Source organism: Brevibacterium sp. LAARM2_SD2 (assembly GCF_057364785.1).
In genome coordinates this window covers 14,096-33,855 of record NZ_JBNFOM010000011.1, presented here as the reverse complement: position 1 = coordinate 33,855, position 19,760 = coordinate 14,096, and the positions used below count along the sequence as shown (strand labels likewise).

Here is a 19,760-nt window from a genome sequence, read left to right as displayed (position 1 = left end):
GAGGCGGCGGGACATGAGTCGCGTCCGTCATGACGTGCGTCACTGTCCGTGTCAGGCCCGTCCCGTAGCCTCGTGAGCGTACATAGGATTGAGGCGAACGTGAGGAGGGGACCGATGAGATTCATCGCCACCGGGGACTGGCAGCTGGGCATGACTGCCCACTTCCTCAGCGCCGAGGCGCGCCCCCGCTACCAGCGCGCCCGGCTCGACGCGATCCGCCGGATCGGTGAGCTCGCAGCCGAGCGCGACGTCGACTTCGTCCTCGTCTGCGGAGACGTCTTCGAATCCAACCAGCTCGACCGGGCCATCGTCTCCCGCACCTTCGACGTCCTCGCCGGCTTCACGGTCCCCGTCGTCCTCCTGCCCGGCAACCACGATCCCCTCGACGCGTCCTCGATCTACGACTCCCCGTCGTTCGTCTCCCGGCAGCCGGCCGTGGTCCGGGTGCTCCGGGACTCCACCCCCACCGAGGTGGTCCCCGGCGTCGAGGTCGTCGGCGCCCCGTGGTTCTCGAAGCGACCGCTGAATGATCTCGTCGCCGCTGCCACGGAGGACCTCGCCGAGGTGCCCGCCGGGCAGGTGCGCATCATCGCCGGCCACGGTGCCGTGAGTTCGCTCGACCCCGACCGCGATTCGCTGGCGACCATCGACGAGGCGGGGCTGGAGCGGCTGCTGGGAGAGGACCGCGCGCAGTTCGTCGCCCTCGGCGACCGGCACGCCACCTACTCCGCAGCCGAGCGGATCTGGTACCCCGGGTCGCCCGAGGTCACCTCGCGGCGTGAGGACGATCCCGGCAACGTCCTCCTCGTCGACATCGACGCCCAGACGCACGCCGTCGACGTCGAGAAGATCCCCGTCGGGCAGTGGGCGTTCACGGTCATCGAGGCCGACGTCGACTCCGATGATGATGTCGCGGCCCTGGAGACCCGCCTCGGGGAGATCCCGGAGAAGGATCGCACCGCGGTGTGGCTCATCCTCCGCGGCACCCTGTCGACGGCGGCGAAGGCCCGGCTCGACGAGGTGCTCGACCATGCCGGGGATCTCTTCGCGCTCGTGTCCGTGTGGGAGCGGCATTCGGACATCGCCGTGGTCGCCGCCGATGAGGACTTCGCCGGTCTCGGGCTGAGCGGGTACCTTGAGGATTCGCTCGACGAGCTCGCCGCACGCGCCACCGCGGAGGACCCCGCGGCGGCCACGGCGCAGGACGCTCTGGGCCTCCTCTACCGATTCGCGAGGAGCGGAGCATGAGACTGCACTCGATCAGACTGCAGAACTATCGCGGCATCACCGACGCGACCGTGGAGTTCTCTGCCGGTGTGACGATCGTCGAGGGCCCCAACGAAGTGGGCAAGTCCTCGATCCACGAGGCGATCACCCACCTGCGGGAGGACAAGGCGAGTTCGAAGAAGGCGAGCATCAAAGACCTCCAGCCCATCGGCGTCGACGCCGTCCCGAGGTCGAACTCCACCTGACCAGCGGCGACATCGAGATGACGTACGCGAAGCGGTGGCTGCGCGGCCCGTCGACGACGCTGTCGATCCTCCGGCCGCACCCCGAGCAGCTCTCCGGCGATGAGGCCCATGAGCGCTTCGCGGCGATCCTCGCCGACACCGTCGACGTCGACCTCCTCGTCGCCCTCGACGTCGCGCAGGGAGAGAGCCTCGCACAGGCGCCGATGGCCCAGATCAGTGCCCTGCAGTCGGCGCTCGGAGAGACGGGCGTCGAGGTCGCCGACCACGATGCGTTCCTCGAGAGGGTCGACGTCGAATACGCGAAGCACTTCACGAAGTCGGGCCGACCGACGGGGGAGTACGGTGAGCTGCAGAAGGCGGTGCCCCTGGCGGCCGAAGCACTCGCGTCCCTCGTCGACCGCAGCGAGAACCTTGACGCGCTCGTCGACCGGCATGCGCGGGCAACGGCCCGACTCGAGTCCGTCCGCGATGGTCTGGCCCGGGCGCTGAGTGAGCGTGAGGACGCCGACGCCGCGTTCGCCGCTGTCGCCGAGCTGCGCACCGCGGTCGACGCGGCCGAGGAGCGCACCGAGGCGGCTCGTCGGGAGGCCGCGCTCGCCGCCGATGCGGTGGAGCGGCGCACGACTCTCCTCGCCGAGGCCACCGCCGCCGAGACAGCGGTCGAGACAGCGCAGACCGCTGCGAGCGATCTCGAATCCTCGCACGCGCAGCGCGATGCGGCGTTCGAGGCCGCCCAGCAGCTCCTCGGTGAGCGGCGGACCGCGCTGGACGATGCCCGGGAGCGGACGAAGCGTGCCTCCCGCGATGTGGCACGTGCGAGGGCTCGCGGTGAGGTCACCTCCCTGCGGGCACGACTCGACGAGATCCGGACGCTCGAGGACACCCGGAACCGGGCACGCGCCGTCGTCGGATCGATCGCGGTTACGACCGCCGACGTCGACCGGCTCGTCGGACTCGACACCGAGGTGCGCATCGCGAGCGGTGCGAAGCGGTCGGCCGCTGCGCAGGTGCGGGTCACCCGCCTCGGTGAGACCCCCATCGCCGTCGACGGCGCCGACATCGCCGCCGAGGAGACGGGCGAGGTCGCCGTCGTCGACGACGTGCGCATCGCCATCACGGGCATCGCCGACATCACCGTGAGCCCGGGAGCGTCGCCGGTCGACCTCGATCGTGCCGTGACGACTGCCGAGCGCGCGCTCACCGCAGAGATGGAGCGTCTCGGTGTCGAGTCGCTCGACCAGGCGCGCGAGCAGGCGAATCGCCGGGCGGATGCCGAGGCGGTCGTCACCGAGACGACGGCGACGCTGACGGCGCTGCTCGGACGGGACAAACGCGACGACCTCGACGCGAAGCTCGCGCGCGCCGAGGCGCTCATCGCCGGTGACGGCTCGGCAGAGGATGCCCAGGCCGAGTCCGCCCGCGAGGAGCGGACTGCCGAGGACGCCGCATCGGTCGATGAACTCGAGGAGATCGTCGCGGAGGCCGACGCGGCAGCCGACGCAGCCCAGACCGCCGTCACCGAAGCCGAAGCCGACCTCGAGCGCACCCGCGCCGTCCGCGACGAATCGCGAGTCGACACGGTGCGCGCTCAGACGACCCTGCAGGAGGCTCGGACGCAGTCGGAGCGGTTGCAGGCGGCGGTGGCCGCCGCGCAGGCCGACCACTCCGATGAGAGTCTCGCCGCAGCCCTCGACGCGGCTCGGGCACGGGCCGAGGAGGCCGAGGCGGCGCTCGGCAAGGCGAGAGCCGCCTATGAGGCGGCCGACCCCGAGACGCTTGAGGCCAGGCGGGACAACGCCCGCAAGGTCGTCGCCGACAACGAGGCGCAGCAGACTGCGGACCGGCAGGAGGTCGACCAGCTCACGGCGCTCATCGACGATCGCCTCAGCGAGGGCATCTTCGAGAAGGTCGGGGCGGCACGGGAAACGCTCGAGACGGCGGAGGCGAGACTCGCGAGGGTCGAGCGGAGCGCGCAGGCGATCGCGCTGCTGCGCTCGACGGTCTACGCGCACAAGGCCGAAGCTCAGCGGAAGTATGTGGCGCCCTTCAAGGAGCAGATCGAGCGGCTGGGCCGAATGGTCTTCGGTCCGACGTTCGCCGTCGAGGTCTCCGAGGATCTCGAGATCGCCTCACGGACGCTCGACGGCACGACTGTGCCCTTCGATTCGCTCTCGGGCGGAACGAAGGAGCAGCTCTCCCTCATCGGGCGCCTCGCCGTGGCCGCCCTCGTCGACCCGCAGACCGGCGCCCCGGTCATCCTCGACGATGCCTTCGGATTCGCCGATCCCAAGCGCCTCGCCGCCCTCAACGTCATCCTCGGCCGGATCGGCGAGACCGCGCAGGTCGTGCTGCTCACCTGTCAGCCCGACCGTTTCGCCCGTGTCGGCGGGGCCTCCCGGGTGAGCCTGGGGTAGGTCGGTGCGCCCGGGGCGGTGCGATCTTATGGTCGGGCCGGACCGGGGATCACCCGGTGGCGGCTCCGCGGTCGCCTGAGGCTGCTGCCGTGGCAGCCGCGGCGGCATCGGCGCGGATCGTGCGGCGCAGGATCTTGCCCGAACTCGTCTTCGGCAGCTCGTCGATGAACGTCACCTGGTGAGGGGCCTTGAACGAGGCGAGACGGTCACGGCAGTAGGCGATGATCTCCTCAGGGGTCGCCTCGGCGCCGGGCTGCAAGGTGACGAACGCGGCGACATCCTCACCGCGGTACTCGTCGGGAACACCGACGACGGCAGCCTCCTGAACCGCCGGATGGGTGTAGAGGACATCCTCGACCTCACGCGGCCACACCTTGTAGCCGGAGGCGTTGATCATGTCCTTCTTCCGGTCGACGATGAAGAGCCACCCGTCCTCATTCATGTAGCCGACATCCCCGGTGCGCAGCTCTCCGGCGGGGATCTGATCGGACGTGGCCGTGGGGTTGTTGATGTACTCCGAGGCCACCTCGGGGCCTGAGATCGCGACCTCGCCGAGTTCGCCCGGGCCCACCGGCTCACCGGAGTCATCGAGGATCCGCACCATCGTGTCCGGCTGGGGGAGCCCGCACGAGAGGTTGCCACTGTCGGGATCGACCGGTGCCTGCAGCCCGAACGGGACGCTGACCGCCTGCCCCATCGTCTCCGTCAGTCCGTACCCCTGGCCGATGTCGATGCCGAGCTTCTCCTTGAACTTCGTGACGAGTCCCTCGGGCAGGGGCGCGCCACCGGACATGACGCGCTTGAACGAGGAGAAGTGGTCGGCGGTGACGGCGGGATGGGCGAGCATCGCCGTGTAGACGGTGGCCGGACCCGCCATGTACGTCGGCCGCTCCCTGACGATGAGCCCGAGGAACGACTCCGGTTCGAACCGGTAGTTGAGGATGAGGCGCGCGCCACCGGAGACCGCGGCGATGAACTGGCAGATGAACCCGGTGATGTGGAAGATCGGGGCGAGCGTGAGGTAGCCGTCGCCGGGCTCGAACCACGAATTGCGCATGTTGTAGCGGGAGTTGCTCGAGACCGCCGCATGCGTGCCCGACGCTCCCTTCGACCGACCCGAGGTTCCGGAGGTGTAGACGACGAGCGCTTCATCCTCGGGCGCGACGTCGACGGGCGTGAAGTCCGCATCGAGATAGGCGTCGACGACGGCTTGGAAGTCCGGCCCGCCGAGGTGGTCCGGCGCACCCGGTTCCGGGCTGACCCCGGGGGTGCCGGGAAGGGCGTCGAACAACGCGAAGAGCTTCTCGGGTCCGTCGACCTGGTAGCTGCGGTCATCGGCGAGCACGATGGTGGGAATGTCCGCGGCAAAGGGCCTGACGCGATCGAGATAGGCCGCTTTCGACACGACGAGCGCTCTGACCTCGGCGTCGGAGAACACGTGCTCGAGTTCTCCGCGGTACATCGGATTGAGGGGGACGACGACACCGCCGGCCTTCCAGATCCCGTAGGTCGCGATCATGAACGCCGGCGTGTTCTGGTCGTAGATGCCCACCCGGTCACCGGGTGTGATGCCTTGGTCGCTGAGGTAGGCGGCGAACGCCGTCGAATACCGGTCGAACTCCGCCCATGTCGGTGCGAACCCGAAGTACGTCAGCGCCACCTCGTCGCCGTGCGCCTCGACGGTCGCCGCGAGGTCCCGCAGCGTCGTCGACGTCTCGAGGACGTGCGGTGTCGGGGCGATGTCGCCCCACGTCGCCATCCACGGTCGGGTATCGAACCAAGAGCTCATCGCGTCATCGCCTCCAGCGTCGTCGGCGGCCGCGCACGCGCATCGTCGGTGATGAAGTCCGCGTCGACCCTCCGAGTGAACATTCGTTCAGTGCTCTTCACCCTATTGACGTCGACCGGGGTGCGTCAATGATTTTCTGTGATCGGCATCACAGGATGGCCGGGTCCCGGTGTCACGGCCTCAGCGTGTGCGGTGGCGCTGAGCGATGTCGCGGCCGATGAGCTCCTTCATCACTTCGTTGGCTCCGCCGAAGATCGCCTGGATCCGGTTGTCTTTGAACACGCGCGCGATGGGGTACTCGAGCATGTAGCCGTAGCCGCCGAAGAGCTGGAGGCAGCGGTTGACGACTTCGATCTCGAGGTCGGAGCCGAGGTATTTCGCCTTGGCGGCGTCGACTGCGGTGAGTTCGCCGGCGTTGAGGGCCAGCGCGCATCGGTCGATGAACGCCTCGAGCGCGTCGACACGGGTCTCGAGCTCGGCGAGTTCGAAGCGGGTGTTCTGGAAGTCCCCGATCGTCTGACCGAACGCCGGGCGGTCGAACACGTAGTCCGCCGTCCATGTCAGGGCGGCGCGCGCTGCGGCCAAGGTCCCCGAGCCGATGAGGAGGCGCTCGGTGGGGAGGTTGACCATGAGGTGGATGAAGCCGTTGTCGAGTTCGCCGAGGAGGGCGTCGGCCGGAACGCGGACGTCGGTGAACGAGAGCTCCGCGGTGTCCTGCGCCTCCATCCCGAGCTTCTTGAGCTTGCGTCCGCGCTCGAAGCCCGGAGCGTCGGCGTCGACGATGAAGAGCGATGTCCCGCGGGCGGCCTTGGCCTCGGGGTTCGTCCGGGCGACGACGATGACGAAGTCGGCGTGGATGCCGTTGGTGATGAAGGTCTTCGCGCCGTTGATGACCCACTCGTCGCCATCGCGCACGGCCTTCGTCGTGATGCCCTGGAGGTCCGAACCGGCATTCGGCTCGGTCATCGCGATCGCGCCGATCATCTCACCGGTCGCGAGGCCGGTGAGGTACTTCTCCTTCTGCGCCTGCGTGCCGAAGGCCATGAGGTAGCCGGGGACGATGCCGTCGGACACGCCCCACCCCGCGGTCACTCCGCCGACGCCTCGGCGCGCGATCTCCTCCGACCGGACCATCTCGAAGCGGAAGTCGTCGACGCCGGCGCCGCCGAACTCCTCGGGGATCGCGAGCCCGATGATGCCGGCCGCCGCGGCCTTCTCCCACATGCCCCTGTCGACGAGGTGGTTCTCCTCCCACTCCTCGACGTGCGGCACGACCTCCCGGTCGAGGAAGGCGCCGACGGTGTCGCGGAAGGCTTCATGGTCGTCGTCGTACAGGTTGCGCTTCACAGGGTTCGTCCTCCATTGGTGCCGTGAGCGGGCCGCCTCCGCCTCGTCGCGGAGCTCGTGACCACAGTCACTGATCGTTCGTTCAGTTTGGCACTCGCCGCGAGGGCGGTCAAGCAGGGGCGCGTCGCCGGCCGGGTGAATCCGTCAGCGCACCGCCGCCAGCGCAGACGCGACCGTCTCCACGGTCCTCTGCGCGTTGTCTCCGGCGGCGATGAGCACGATGGTGCCGAGTGCCGTGCCCGGCGGCGCAGATGATCGCGGCAGGGGGCGTGACTCAATGCGCCCGGACGCCAGATGCACCTCGTGCCAGCGTCCGTGACCGTCGCCGATGAAGCCCTTGGCGCGGGCGAGGAGGGCACGGTGGTCGGAGAGGATCGAGAGGATCGCGGCCGGATCCACGGTGTCGAGTCCGTCGACCGTGCGCGAACAGTGGACTCCACCTGCATCGGGTGCCGGCGCTGGGGCGCCGGGGAGCGTGCCCGCCCGGGGACTGACCTCGGTTCCGCAGAGCCGAGCAGGGAGGTGCGAAGGATCGGCATCGAGGATCTCGGCGTTCGGAGCCAACCGCAGACTCGCCTGTCGGGTCCATGCGATGTCCGCGGCGGAGGCACGGTCCGCTTTGGTCACGAGGACGATGTCGGCCCCGCCGATCTGGCGTTCGACGAGATCGGAGACGAACCGATCGGACAGCAGTGTGCGGAGATTCGTCGCATCGGCGCAGACGATGATCGGACCCGGTGCGAAGCCGGGAAAGCGCCGCCAGGCTCCGAGCACGGTGGGATCGCCGACCCCACTGACCTCGACGAGGACGTGGTCGACATCGTCACGGTCGGAGAAGGCGCGCATCGCGCGGCCGAGGTCATCGGTGATCTGACAGCAGATGCAGCCGTTGGTCAGTTCGACGGTGTCCTCGGTCTGTGATGCCACGAGGGAGGCATCGATGCTGATCTCCCCGAAATCATTGACGAGCACGGCCGTGCGTCCGAGGGTCCCCGCCGCCAGGAGGGCATTGATGAGCGTCGTCTTGCCGGAGCCGAGGTAGCCGCCGATGATGCTCAGGCGTGCGCTCATCAGCTGTCTGCAGGGGCGGCGATGCGGGAGTCGAAATGGCGGCCGCCGACGACGGTGCCGCGGACGTGGATATCGCCGATCCGGTCGGGGTCGACCTCGTACGGGTCGTCAGCGAGGATGGCGAAGTCGGCATACTTGCCTGCCTCGAGCGAACCCACCTCGTGGTCCATGTGGAGCATATGGGCCGCGCCCAGCGTCATCGCCCGCACGGCCTCGTCGACGCTGATCGCCTCGCCGTCGCCGACCACCCGTCCGGTCTGGCTCTTGCGCGTCACGGCGTGCGTGATCGTGCGCAGCGGTCCCAACGGGGTGACCGGCGAGTCCGAGTGCAGGGAGATCGGGACGCCCTCCCGCAGTGCGGTGGCGGCGGCGTCCATGCGTCGGGCGCGGTCGGGACCGAGGGTGATGTCCATGTGCTGATCGCCCCACGCGAAGATGTGATTGGCGAAGATGTTCGCGCAGGCGCCCAGCGCTGCCAGGCGCCGGTACTGGGCGGCCGTCGTCAGCTGGGAGTGCGTGCACGTGTGCCGGTGGTCCGGCCTGGGGGCTTCGGTGAGGACGCGCTGCAGGGTCTGGAGGAACAGCTCTGTGGCCTGGTCGCCGTTGCAGTGCACGTGGATGAGCAGTCCTGCGCGGTGGAAGACGCTGAACGCCGCATAGAACTCCTCGGGGGTGACGTTCCACAGCCCGTTGGGCTCGTCCCCGAAATAGCCCGGCGCCTCGAGTCGGGCGGTGAACCCCTGGATCGACCCGTCGAGCATGAGTTTGACGTTGCCCAGGCGCAGGTGCGCCGATGACTGTCCTGCGAGGTCGACGAGGCGCGCGGCATCATCGCTCAGTGACGGCCGCGGCGCTCCGACGCCCGCACCGAAATGGAAGACATTGAGGCGGGCCGGAAAGGTCTCGTCGACGACGCTGCGATAGAGGTCGACGCCGGCATCATCCATCAGCGTCAGCGACCCGAGATCGGTCAGCGTCGTCGTCCCGGTGTTCACCCCCTCCTGTCCGAAGGCCCGCAGCGCCGCGGCGTCGATGCTCAGCGGACCGGTGCCCTCGGTCAGGTCGCTGACCAGCGCCATCGCGGTGAATTCCCGCAGTTCGCCCGTCGGTGCTCCTGACGAGTCCTTGACCACGCCCGGCACCATCGTGTCTGCGCTGATGCCGTAGCGCGACATGACCGCGGAGTTGACCACGCACGCGTGCACGCTCGTGTGGATGACATGGATCGGTCGGTGCGGCGACACGGCGTCGAGGTCGGCTGCGGTGAATGCCTCCCCGGGGAAGTAGATGGGGTCGAATCCCCACGCGAGCAGCGGCTGCTGCGGATCGTCGAGCTCAGCTTCGGCGACTCTGAGCCGTTCGACGACCTCGTCGATGCTCGTGCAGCCGGGCCAGTGGCGCCCGCTGGGCTCGGTGCGGTCGAGGAATCCGACGTAGGTCTGCTTCCACACATTGCCGGTGCCGGCATGGGTGTGCGCTTCGACGAATCCCGGGAGGATGACGGCATCCCCGTAGCGCTCGTCGAGGACGGCACCCGGGTAGGTGAGCAGCTCCTCGACGATGCCGACCGCGCGGATCCGGTCACCGCGCACGGCCACGGCCTCAGCGACGGGGAACGACGGATCACCGGTGCGGATCCGCGCGCGGGGTAGACGATGGTGTCCTCAGGATTCATTGCTCAGTGTCCTCGATTCGTGGGCGTCGGTCGATTCGCCGGTCGGGGTCCCGCGTCCCTCCAGCGCGTAGGCGGTGACGGTCTCGTTGGCGGAGTGCCGAGACACAAGGCTGACGATCACCAGGGTAATCGCTGAGACGAGAAGTCCGGGGGCGATCTCGTGCAGACCGAAGGGAGTGCCTGCCAGCCTCCACAGCACGGCTGCGGCGGCAGCCGCCACCATGCTGACGATGACCCCGGTCGTCGTGGCTCGGCGCCAGAACATCGCCGCGAGGACGGGCATGACGAGCGTCGACGCGGTGAACGTCAGCGCCAGCTCGTAGATCGCGATGATGTCGTCGATGAGCAGGGCGATGACCAGTCCGAGCACCGCCATCGCACCGACCGACAGCCGCGAGACGACGAGGATCCGCTGGTCCCCGGCACCGGGGTTGACCCACCCCTGATAGATGTCCTTGGAGATGTTGATGGCCCCGCTGAGGAGAAACGAGGTGGCGCCGGTGAGCAGGGCGGCGACGAGGGAGACCATGAGCAGGCCTCCGAGCCACGGCGGGAAGATCTCGGAGATGAAGCTCGTGTAGACGAGGTCGGGTTTGGTGTCGGCGGGAAATCGCTGGAGGGCGGCGATGCCGATGAGGACGGCGACGACGCTGACGAGTCCGGACACGATGAAGCCGATCGTCACGGCCGAGTATCCGATCTTCGGCGTACTCGCGGCGGTCAGCCGCTGCCAGGTGGTCTGCCAGACGATGTAGAAGGGCCCGAAGATGAGGAACCAGTTGAGGAGTTCCATGCCGCCGATGCTGTCGAACTCGAGCAGCTGTGGGGGAGTGGCTGCCACGACCTCTGCCGGACCGCCGAGCGCGGCGATGCCGACGACGAGAGCGAGGACCACGCCGGCGAGGATGACGACGGTCTGGATCGCGTCCGTCCAGGCCACACTCGGCAGTCCGCCGATCATGGTGAAGGCGAGCGTGACGAGGAAGCCGAGGAGCACTCCCCAGAACGTCGGGATCGGTGTCACCGACGACAGCAGGGCCGCCATGCCGACCAGCTGCATCCCGAAGGTCGGGGTCATGTAGAGCAGTCCGGTGATGAGGGCGGGGATGAGGGCTGCGGCTCTGCCGAACCTGCGGGCGAAGAGCTCCGGCAGCGTGTAGAGCCGGAGCCTGCGGATCGTCGGGCCGAGGACGATGACGGTGGCGATGGTGAAGCCGACGAAGGCGAGGCTGGTGATGAGGTAGGAGACACCCAGGGTGAATCCCTTGCCGGCGGCGCCGATGAGGGCCGCGGAACCGGTGACGGTGGCGATCACCGATCCGCAGATGGGGAAGAAGCCGAGGCTGAAGTCGCCCATGACGTAGTTGTCGGCCGTCTTGACCGTCTTCGAGGAGCGGAGGCTGACGGCGAAGAGCAGGGCGAGGAACGCGAGTATCCAGACGATGTACCAGTTCAACGGAGTCTCCCTACGGCGAAGGGGCGCACGGCTTGCTGCCGCGCGCCCTGATCCTCTTCCTCAGACGAAGTCCTTGTATTTGTCGAGTGTGCGGACCGGCATCCGCAGTGCGTCGCGCCGGAACGGATCGCCGAGCTCCTTCGTGCACATGATCTCGATGACCGTGGTCCTGCCCTCGTTCATCTGCGCATCGACGGCCCGCTGCAGTGCAGGGCCGACGTCCTCGAGCCTGTCGACGACGATCCCATCGGCGCCCATGCTCTCTGCCATCGCCGCGAAGCTCTCCCCGTTGTCGAGCTCACCGGCGATGAAGCGGCGACCGTAGAACTCGACCTGGTTCTTCTTCTCCGCACCCCACTGGCGGTTGCGGAAGACGACCGCGGTGACGGGGATGTCATGGCGGACGGCGGTGAGGACCTCGACCATGCTCATCGCCCAAGCGCCGTCACCGGCATATGCGATGGCCGGGCGCTCCGGAGCGGCTCGCTTCGCGCCGATGATCGTCGGCAGCGCATAGCCGCAGTTGCCGAAGCTCATCGGGGCGAAGAAGCTGCGCGGACGCTCGAACCGCAGGTAGCTGTGCGCCACCGAGTTGATGTTGCCGATGTCCGTGGAGACCATGACGTCGGCGGGCATCGCCTTCTCGAGCTCACGCAGCACCTGACGCGGATGGAGCCAGTTGCCCTCCTCCTTCTCCGCTTCGTCGATGACGTCGAGGGAGAACTCGTCCTTCTCATGGGTCCAGGAATCGAGTTCGGCCTCCCAGGCCTCCTTCTCCGCGCGGATGAGATTCGCCCGCTCGTCCTTGGTGGCGTCGCTGATGACGGTCTTCTCGTTGAGGCGCCCGAGGAGCTCGGCGGCCACGGCCTTGGCATCGCCGCAGATGCCGACGTCGATCTTCTTCACCAGTCCGAGCATCTTGTGGTCGGCGTCGACCTGGATGATCTTCGCCTCCGTGGGCCAGTACTCGAACTGGTACTGCGGGAGCGTGCCGAACGGTCCGAGGCGGGTGCCGAGCGCGAGGACGACGTCGGCCTGATTGAGCAGGGTCATTCCCGCCTTCGACCCCTGGTAGCCCAGAGGGCCCGCCCACAGCGGATGGCTGGCGGGGAACGAATCGTTGTGCTGGTAGCTGTTGACCACGGGTGCGCCGAGGCGCTCGGCCAGGGCGATGCACTCCTCGACTCCGTCGGCCATGACGACTCCGCCGCCGGAGATGATCACCGGGTTCTTCGCCTGGGCCAGCAGCTCTGCGGCATCGTTGAGGCTCTGTTCGCCGCCCGCACCGCGATCGATGCGCTGGGGCTGCGGGATGTCGGGGGCCGCCTCGCCGTAGAAGTAGTCACGGGGGATGTTGAGCTGGGTGGGCCCGATCTCCGACTGGGCCCGGTCGAAGCAGCGGGCGGTGAACTCGGCCATCCGCGCGGGGTTCGTCACGTGGCCCTGGTACTTCGTGAACTCCTGGAACATCGGCAGCTGATTGGCTTCCTGGAATCCACCGAGCCCGATCGAGTTAGTGCCCGCTTCGGGCGTGACGATGACGACCGGGGAGTGCGCCCAGAAGGCCGCCGCGATCGCGGTCACGCAGTTCGAGATGCCGGGCCCGTTCTGCCCGATGACCACTCCGTGGCGGCCGGATGCCCGAGCGTATCCGTCGGCCATGTGGGCCGCGCCCTGTTCGTGGACGACCGGAACGAAGTCGATGCCGGCCGGCGCGAAGATGTCCATCGCGTCCATGAATGCCGATCCCATGATGCCGAACACATCGGTGACGCCGTTGGCCACCATGGTCTCGACGAATGCCTCCGAGGAGGTGATCTTCTGCGGTTTCGGAGCGTGTTCGGGTGCGTCGACCTCGGTCCGATCAGCGAGTTCTGTCATGCCAACTCCTCCTTGAGGTTGGGAAGACCACGTCTTCGAGGTCTCGTTTATTCGTTCAATTCGGATGAAAAAGTTGAACACTTAGAACACTAGGCGGTGGCGGGCGACCGCGTCAATACGTGTTCCGGTTATTATTCTGTTTGGTATGATTTTCCGAGACACCAAGGAGGGCGTGCTCATGGACAATCTCGCGGAACCGGGCCTCGGCGCCGAACTCTCGCTCGTCGGGGAGACGCCGGCGCTGCGCCTCATCTCGCTGCTCGAGCTGATCTCGACGCGCGACGAGATCTTCACCCTGCAGTCCCTCGTCGTGCAGACCGGACTGCCCAAGCCCACGCTTCACCGCATGCTCCAGCAGCTCGAGGGCGCCGGTCTCATCACCCGGCACAGCGACGGCCGGCATTATGGAACGGGTGCGCGCCTGCGGCGCATGGCCGAGGACATTCTGCTCAACGACACACGGCACGGGGCTCGTCGCGCGATCCTGGCCCAGCTCGCCGAGGATGTCGAGGAGAGCTGCAACCTCACGACGGTCGCCGGCAGCGACGTCATCTACCTCGACCGCGTCGAGACTCAGCACCCCCTGCGGGTCCACCTCGAAGCGGGAGCCCGCGTGCCGATCCACGCATCGGCCAGCGGGAAGATGATCATGTCCCAGTACGGTGAGACTCAGCGCCGCCGTCTGCTGGCCGGGTCGCAGCTGCCGGCCTTCACCCCACACACGATGACCGATCCGGACCGCATCGACGCGGAGCTCACCGAGATCAGGGAGCAGGGATTCGCCGTCGACCGCCAGGAGTACCTCGACGGACTCGTGTGCCTGGCCGTGCTCGTCCCCGGAGAAGCGGGGAGGTCGAATCAGTGCGTGGCCATTCAGGCCCCGGTGCTGCGGAAGTCCGAGGACGATCTCGTCGCTCTCCTGCCGCTGGTGCAGGCCGCAGCCGAGAAGATCTCCCGCATCGACGACATCGACCGCAGCACCGAGATCGCCTGATACGACCACGAATGCGTCGCCGGAGCGGACCGCCTCTCGCCTCGGGGAACGCCAGACGAAGGGAGCGCCGACCATGCGCACCGCCACGGATCCGCTCAGCACCATGTCCGACCCCACGCCGGCCGGGGACTCGATCACCTGGGAATCCGCCCGTCGGCTCTTCGGCCTCGACAGCGACCTGCAGGTGCCGCGGCTGACCGGCGACGACAGCCTCGTCCCGGACATCGATCCGAACTACCGCTTCGACCCGGAGGTGACCCGGGCCGTCCTCGCGGGGTTCATCCACAATTCGCGCGTCCTCATCCAGGGTCTGCACGGCACGGGAAAGTCCACGCACATCGAACAGGTCGCGGCACGGCTCAACTGGCCGGTCATGCGGATCAACCTCGACGGTCAGATCTCCCGCACCGATCTCGTCGGCAAGGACCAGGTCGTCATCGAAGACGGCCATCCGCGCACCCGCTTCGAGGACGGCATCGTCCCGTTCGCCCTCGGCCGACCGATGGCGCTGATCTTCGACGAGTACGACGCAGGCAGGCCCGAGGTGATGTTCATCATCCAGCGGCTGCTCGAGCGGGAGGGTCTCTTCACGCTCACCGAACAGAACCGCGTCATCCGTCCGCACTCCCAGTTCCGGCTCTTCGCGACGGCGAACACCGTCGGACTGGGCAACCTCAACGGCCTCTACAGCGGCGTCAAGCGACTCAACCAGGCCCAGCTGGACCGGTGGGGCATCGTCGCGAAGCTCGACTATCTGACACCGCAGCGTGAGTACGAGGTCGTCACCGGCCAAGTGCCCGGGTTCGTCGAGCGGTTCGGGAGGGAGACGGCGGAGACCATGGTGTCCGTGGCGAACATGACCCGGACAGGTTTCGCCGCCGGCGATCTCTCCGCGCTCATGTCTCCGCGCACCGTCATCTCCTGGGCGCAGAATGCCCTGATCTTCAACGACGTCGAACTCGCCTTCAAGTTCTCCTTCGCCAACCGCTGCGACCCGTCCGAGCACGTTCTCCTCGGCGAATTCCTCCAACGCGGCTTCGGCACCGATCCCGCAGTGCTGACCTCGCTGTCGGTGGACTGAGATGGACCCGTCGACCCGACCGCGGGGACACCGCGATGTTGCCGACCGGTCCCGCTCGCGGGGCGCCGACGAGCAGCGACGCATCGACCGGACATTGGCAGGAGTGCTGCGGGCGCTGTCGGGAGACTCCGACCTCGACCGCTGGGGCGCCCGTCCGATCGACACCCACGGGAGACTTCCTCTCAACGCTCCGCACCTCTATCCCTCCTTGGCCGATGCCGGCCTCTCCTCCCTGCGCGGAGCCGCCGATGCGATGGCGCTGCGGATGCGCCACAGCGACCTCGGCGATCACAGGTCAGCCCTTCCGGACTCGACGGCGGAGCGGCTCGTCGTCGAGGTCCTCGAGCAGTTCCGATGCGAGGCGCTGGCGGACCTGCCCGGGGTGCGACAGAATCTCGCGCAGCGGCACACCGAGTGGTGCCGGGAGTTCCTCGGCTCGCGCCTGCACGAGACCCACCAGGGGATCCTTCTGCTCACGATCACGGTGGTCGCGCGCTCGACGCTCACCGGAGAGCCGATCAGCGAGGACTGCGTCGACCTCATCGAGGCGACCCGAGCCGATCTCGCCGCGGACATGGGTGAGCTGCTGGTCCGCCTGCGACGGACGCGGACGTCCCAGTCGGCGTTCCTTCCCGCCGCGCTCGACTTCGCCGCGTTCGTCGCGGCGCGCATGGCCGAGAACGAGGAGCAGTGGGGCCAGGGCACCCGACCGCGCCGCAGGGGTACCGCCTCGGCGTTCTCACTCGTGCTCGATGTCTCCGAGAGTCCCTTCGCCGCTCCCGGCGGGTCGCCGGAGTCGCCGGGATCGGCCGGCCGCGGCTATGCGATCTGGGACGCGAGCTTCGACAGCACCCGTCACATCTGTGACGTCGTCCGCCCGGCGCAGCTGCGCGATCTGCGTCGGCAGCTCGATGAGCAGACGCAGGACCGGCGAGCGCCGGTGGCGCCGATCATCAGCCGACTCCAGCCCGTCGTCGCCGCTCCGGTCGAGGTCTGCGACCTCGAGGACGGTGAATCCGGAGTCCTCGATCCGCGCCGACTCTCCCGCCTCATCACCTCACCGGGGGAGCGCCGTGTCTTCAGGGATGTGACGACGACGGGTCAGCCGGACACCGTGGTGACGTTCCTGCTCGACTGCTCGGTGTCGATGAAGCCCCACGCCGCCGGACTCGCCGCTCTCCTCGATGGTCTCGTCACGGCCCTCGACCGTCTCGATGTCGTCACCGAGGTCCTCGGCTTCACCACCGGCGCGTGGAACGGCGGACGACCGAAGAGGTCCTGGCAGAGGTCCGGGTCCCCGGCCGGCATCGGTCGACTCAACGAGGTCGACCACCTCGTCTTCAAGGACTCCGCCACCACTGCCCGCCGGGCCCGCTTCGCTCTCGCCGGCCTGCTCAAGCTCTCGCTCTACCGGGAAGGCGTCGACGGGGAAGCGGTGCGCTGGGCGCTCACGCGCCTCGACCGGGTCGATGCCGCGCGCACCGTGCTCGTCGTCGTCAGCGACGGCAGTCCGGCAGACGGGGCGACCGCGGAGGCCAACGACGAGGACTATCTGGCGAGGGACCTCGCTGCGACGATCGCGGCGGCGGCGCGTCCGGACCGTCACCTCATCGGAGTCGGCCTCGGATGCGACGTCTCCGACTTCTACCAGTCGGCGATCGCCCTTGAGCCGGAGACTCTCGGCGATCGCGCCTCGACCCGCGCGGTCGTCGAGGCCCTGAGGACCGCGCTGGGACGCCACGGCGGTCATGTCTGAGCGTTCCCCGGCTGACCGGGTGCTCAGGCATGACCGCCGTGGCGTGCGGACTCTCAGCCCTCGCGTGAGGTCTCGTCGTCGGGCTGCGGCAGTGCACCCTCACGGCGCAGCTGCGCGCGTTCCCTGAAGCGGGTCGGTGCCGGACGCTCGTTGCCGAGGACGAGCATGTCGACCTGAGCGTCGGTGAGGCGGCGGTTGTGCCGGATTCGGGAGACGAAGAAGACGATGCCGATGACGATCCAGACGGCCAGCGCGATGAGGGACTCCCTGCCCAGGGCTCCGGGTGACCCCGGAATGAGGAGCAGGCCCATGAAGAAGACCGCGATGACGGCTCCGAGACCGCTGAGGACCTTTTTCACCGTCGAGTAGGTGCCCGGCAGAGCATCCGCGGCCGGAGTCTCGCTGCTGGGGCGGAAGATCCGGAAGGCGCACAGACAGGTGTAGAGGTAGGCGATCGTCACGCCGATCGAGGACATGTCGACGACCCACGTGAGTGCGGCACGGCCGAACCATGGGCTGATGAGGCAGATGAGCATGACGGCGAGGATCCCGATGTGCGGGGTCTTGTACTTCGGGTGGAGACGGGCGAAGACCGGCGGAATCATCTGTGCCCGGCCCATCGCCAGGAGGATGCGACTGGCGGAGACGTAGAAGCCGTTGAGGCCGGTGCTCACCCCCATCGTGATGGCCACGGCCAACAGGAACAGACCGGAGCCGCCCATGATTCCGGTGACCGCCTCGGCGGTGCCCCACGCCGATCCGGACGTCGCGAGCTCCTGCCACGGTTCGGCGACCGCCACGGCGAAGACCATCGCCATGTAGAGGGCCGCGGCGGCGAGGATGGCGAGGATGATCAGCCGCATCGCCTTGCTCGGGGAGAAGTCGAACTCCTCTGCGGCTTGGGGGACGTTGTCGAATCCGATGAAGGCCCACGGGGCGATGGCGACGATGGCGAAGATCGCCGCCGACGGGTTGACACCGTCGGGCAGGCTCGGCGACATGTTCGCCATGACGGAGACCGGACTGGCGAGCACGGCGATGAGGATCGCGGCGACGGCGACCATCATGATCACGCAGGCCCAGAACTGGATGCGGCCGGAGATCGCGCTGCCGCGGATGTTGAGCAGGGCGAACACGACGAGCGCGGTGATCGAGATGAGGACCTCCGGCAGGTAGACGTCCCATCCGGCGACCGTGTAGAGATATCCGGTTTCGATGATCGAGGGCATGAGCGTGCGGAAGAGGAGAGCCAGCGCCGAGGCGTTGAGGGCGACGATGCAGATGTAGCCCAAGGTGAGGAACCATCCTGCGAAGAACGCCTGCACGCGACCGAAGCCGATGAGCGCGTAGGCGAGTTCGCCGCCGGAGACCGGGAAGGTGCGGATGAGGAAGCCGTAGCTGACCGCGATGACGATCATCAGCGCCGCACCGATGCCGAAGCCGGAGAGCACGCCCAGCGGTCCTCCGGTGGCGAGCCAGTCCGTGGGAAGGATGAACGCTCCCCACCCGACCGCCGAGCCGAGGGCGATGGCGAAGACCCATTGCGGTTTGAGCGTCTTCGCGAGCCGCTCGGGCTGATCGTGGTGTGCGGTCACGGCAGGTGCTGTCTGCGGGGTCGAATGCTCTGTTGACTCGGACATGGAACCTCTTCTTCAATCACGAACGTGTGATCGTTCGGCGCGGTGAATGGGAGCGCTGAGGGCGGGTGCCCGTGGCGCCGGTGCGCCGCGCGGCCGCACGTTGAGTGGGATCTGCGACGGAGCGCCGATCGCGGCTCTGCGTCGTCAGATGCTGGAGGGCGGTGATGAGGGCGACATTGACGATGTCGGTTGCGCTCGCCCCGCGGGACAGGTCGTTGACAGGCGAGGCCAGGCCCTGGAGCAGCGGCCCGAAGGCCTGCGCATGGGCGAGGCGCTCGGCGATCTTGTAGCCGATGTTGCCGGCGGCGAGATTGGGGAAGATGAGCACATTGGCGTGCCCCGCCACCGTCGACTCGGGCGCCTTGGCGCGCGCCACGGAGTCGATGAGCGCAGCGTCGAACTGGAGCTCCCCGTCGACCTCGAGATCGGGGTGCGCGGCGCTCAGAGCGGCTGTCGCCGAGCGGATGATCTCGAGGTCGGGGTGATCGGCCGAGCCGGCGGTGGAGAACGAGAGCATCGCCACTGCCGGCGACTCCCCGGTGATCGAGGTGAAGGTGTCCGCGGTGGCGCGGGCGATCGCGGCGAGCTGGGCAGCATCCGGGTTCGGCACCACGGCGCAGTCGCCGAACCCGAGATACCGGCCGTCGGCGAGCTTCATGAGGAACGATGAGCTCAGCAGCGCGGTGCCCGGTGCCAGACCGAGGATGCGCAGCGCCGAGCGGATGACGTCGGCCGTGGGGCGGGTCGCACCGGCGACGACGACGTCCCCGATGCCGGCCGCCGCTGCGGCCATTCCCAGGTGGACGGGATCGCTCAGCCAGGTGTCGGCCGCTCCCGCATGGCGTCCCACCGCCTTCGCCCGGATGACGGCGCCGGCCGCACCGTGGGCGAGGTCGGCCGCCTCGACCGTCGGGAGGACCGGCCGACGCGGACCGTCTGCGCGGAGGGCGCCGACGGTGCCCGCATCGCCGATGAGCACGGGGGCCAAGCCGAGGTCGGCGAGCACACCGGCCGCACGCACCACCCGCTCATCGTCCCCCTCGGGAAGGATGATCCGGGGTGCGGGCATCCCCGCACCCTCCTCGCGCACTCGCGTCACGAGCAGATCGTCGATGCCGTCCGGCATCGCGGTCGGCTCCCCGGCGAGGTCGGGCGCGGCGTCGGCGACCGGTGAGCTGCTCATC

14 protein-coding genes are annotated in these 19,760 nt (G+C 68.3%); 6 read left to right on the top strand and 8 right to left on the bottom strand.

Annotated elements, in window-relative coordinates; genetic code table 11:
* Positions 1–114: 114 nt before the first annotated feature.
* The 3 genes from AC2W7K_RS08795 to AC2W7K_RS08785 are packed head-to-tail and all read left to right on the top strand — an operon-like array spanning position 115 to position 3,886.
* Positions 115–1,248: a metallophosphoesterase family protein gene (locus tag AC2W7K_RS08795; protein ID WP_198498294.1), complete on the top strand. Its 1,134-nt coding sequence runs from the start codon at positions 115–117 to the stop codon at positions 1,246–1,248.
* The gene (locus AC2W7K_RS08790; RefSeq protein WP_486006017.1) at positions 1,245–1,472 is read left to right on the top strand and encodes an ATP-binding protein; all 228 of its coding nucleotides are present in this window, start codon (positions 1,245–1,247) and stop codon (positions 1,470–1,472) included. The genes AC2W7K_RS08795 and AC2W7K_RS08790 overlap by 4 nt, the downstream gene beginning before the upstream one ends.
* A 17-nt stretch (positions 1,473–1,489) precedes the next feature.
* Positions 1,490–3,886 carry an AAA family ATPase gene (locus tag AC2W7K_RS08785; RefSeq protein ID WP_486006016.1) on the top strand — a complete coding sequence of 799 codons (2,397 nt, stop codon included), beginning with the start codon at positions 1,490–1,492 and terminating at the stop codon, positions 3,884–3,886.
* Between the two features lie 49 nt (positions 3,887–3,935).
* Here AC2W7K_RS08785 and AC2W7K_RS08780 read toward each other — a convergent pair whose 3' ends face one another.
* The 6 genes from AC2W7K_RS08780 to xsc form a co-directional block, all read right to left on the bottom strand.
* Complete coding sequence (locus tag AC2W7K_RS08780; RefSeq protein ID WP_198498296.1) at positions 3,936–5,675, bottom strand: class I adenylate-forming enzyme family protein; 1,740 nt, start codon at positions 5,673–5,675, stop codon at positions 3,936–3,938.
* A 180-nt stretch (positions 5,676–5,855) separates the two neighbouring features.
* A complete protein-coding gene (locus tag AC2W7K_RS08775; RefSeq protein WP_198498297.1) occupies positions 5,856–7,022 on the bottom strand; it encodes an acyl-CoA dehydrogenase family protein in 1,167 nt (388 codons plus the stop codon).
* 144 nt (positions 7,023–7,166) lie between these two features.
* Positions 7,167–8,093, bottom strand: a complete 927-nt coding sequence (locus AC2W7K_RS08770) for a CobW family GTP-binding protein (RefSeq protein ID WP_198498298.1) — start codon at positions 8,091–8,093, stop codon at positions 7,167–7,169.
* Positions 8,093–9,691 (bottom strand): amidohydrolase, encoded by a 1,599-nt coding sequence (locus tag AC2W7K_RS08765; RefSeq protein ID WP_486006015.1) that lies wholly within the window; start codon positions 9,689–9,691, stop codon positions 8,093–8,095. Before AC2W7K_RS08765 ends, AC2W7K_RS08770 begins: the two co-directional genes overlap by 1 nt.
* Positions 9,692–9,757: 66 nt before the next feature.
* Positions 9,758–11,224 (bottom strand): sodium:solute symporter family protein, encoded by a 1,467-nt coding sequence (locus tag AC2W7K_RS08760; RefSeq protein ID WP_198498300.1) that lies wholly within the window; start codon positions 11,222–11,224, stop codon positions 9,758–9,760.
* Between the two features lie 60 nt (positions 11,225–11,284).
* Positions 11,285–13,105, bottom strand: coding sequence for a sulfoacetaldehyde acetyltransferase (gene xsc / locus AC2W7K_RS08755; protein ID WP_198498301.1), 1,821 nt, complete (start codon positions 13,103–13,105; stop codon positions 11,285–11,287).
* A 145-nt stretch (positions 13,106–13,250) separates the two neighbouring features.
* Between xsc and AC2W7K_RS08750 the strand changes: the two genes are divergently transcribed.
* From AC2W7K_RS08750 to AC2W7K_RS08740, 3 genes are all read left to right on the top strand, one after another.
* Positions 13,251–14,099, top strand: coding sequence for an IclR family transcriptional regulator (locus tag AC2W7K_RS08750; RefSeq protein ID WP_232623539.1), 849 nt, complete (start codon positions 13,251–13,253; stop codon positions 14,097–14,099).
* A gap of 103 nt (positions 14,100–14,202) precedes the next feature.
* Positions 14,203–15,180 carry an AAA family ATPase gene (locus tag AC2W7K_RS08745; RefSeq protein ID WP_198498302.1) on the top strand — a complete coding sequence of 326 codons (978 nt, stop codon included), beginning with the start codon at positions 14,203–14,205 and terminating at the stop codon, positions 15,178–15,180.
* Position 15,181: 1 nt separating this feature from the next.
* Complete coding sequence (locus AC2W7K_RS08740) at positions 15,182–16,936, top strand: cobaltochelatase CobT-related protein (protein WP_486006014.1); 1,755 nt, start codon at positions 15,182–15,184, stop codon at positions 16,934–16,936.
* Positions 16,937–16,989: 53 nt separating this feature from the next.
* Here the strand turns inward: AC2W7K_RS08740 and AC2W7K_RS08735 are convergent, their stop codons facing one another.
* Together AC2W7K_RS08735 and AC2W7K_RS08730 are read right to left on the bottom strand one after the other, a co-directional pair.
* Complete coding sequence (locus AC2W7K_RS08735; RefSeq protein ID WP_198498304.1) at positions 16,990–18,576, bottom strand: APC family permease; 1,587 nt, start codon at positions 18,574–18,576, stop codon at positions 16,990–16,992.
* 16 nt (positions 18,577–18,592) lie between these two features.
* Positions 18,593–19,759, bottom strand: a complete 1,167-nt coding sequence (locus tag AC2W7K_RS08730; protein WP_232623540.1) for a phosphotransacetylase — start codon at positions 19,757–19,759, stop codon at positions 18,593–18,595.
* Between the last annotated feature and the right edge of the window lies 1 nt (position 19,760).

What these genes read in the sequence shown, in the direction of transcription:
- AC2W7K_RS08790 (WP_486006017.1), top strand. Translation starts at nt 1,245, where the DNA reads ATGAGACTGCACTCGATCAGACTGCAGAACTATCGCGGCATCACCGAC.
- AC2W7K_RS08795 (WP_198498294.1), top strand. Translation starts at nt 115, where the DNA reads ATGAGATTCATCGCCACCGGGGACTGGCAGCTGGGCATGACTGCCCAC.
- AC2W7K_RS08740 (WP_486006014.1), top strand. Translation starts at nt 15,182, where the DNA reads ATGGACCCGTCGACCCGACCGCGGGGACACCGCGATGTTGCCGACCGG.
- AC2W7K_RS08780 (WP_198498296.1), bottom strand. Translation starts at nt 5,675, where the DNA reads ATGAGCTCTTGGTTCGATACCCGACCGTGGATGGCGACGTGGGGCGAC.
- AC2W7K_RS08750 (WP_232623539.1), top strand. Translation starts at nt 13,251, where the DNA reads ATGATTTTCCGAGACACCAAGGAGGGCGTGCTCATGGACAATCTCGCG.
- AC2W7K_RS08745 (WP_198498302.1), top strand. Translation starts at nt 14,203, where the DNA reads ATGTCCGACCCCACGCCGGCCGGGGACTCGATCACCTGGGAATCCGCC.
- AC2W7K_RS08770 (WP_198498298.1), bottom strand. Translation starts at nt 8,093, where the DNA reads ATGAGCGCACGCCTGAGCATCATCGGCGGCTACCTCGGCTCCGGCAAG.
- xsc (WP_198498301.1), bottom strand. Translation starts at nt 13,105, where the DNA reads ATGACAGAACTCGCTGATCGGACCGAGGTCGACGCACCCGAACACGCT.
- AC2W7K_RS08735 (WP_198498304.1), bottom strand. Translation starts at nt 18,576, where the DNA reads ATGTCCGAGTCAACAGAGCATTCGACCCCGCAGACAGCACCTGCCGTG.
- AC2W7K_RS08785 (WP_486006016.1), top strand. Translation starts at nt 1,490, where the DNA reads ATGACGTACGCGAAGCGGTGGCTGCGCGGCCCGTCGACGACGCTGTCG.
- AC2W7K_RS08730 (WP_232623540.1), bottom strand. Translation starts at nt 19,759, where the DNA reads ATGAGCAGCTCACCGGTCGCCGACGCCGCGCCCGACCTCGCCGGGGAG.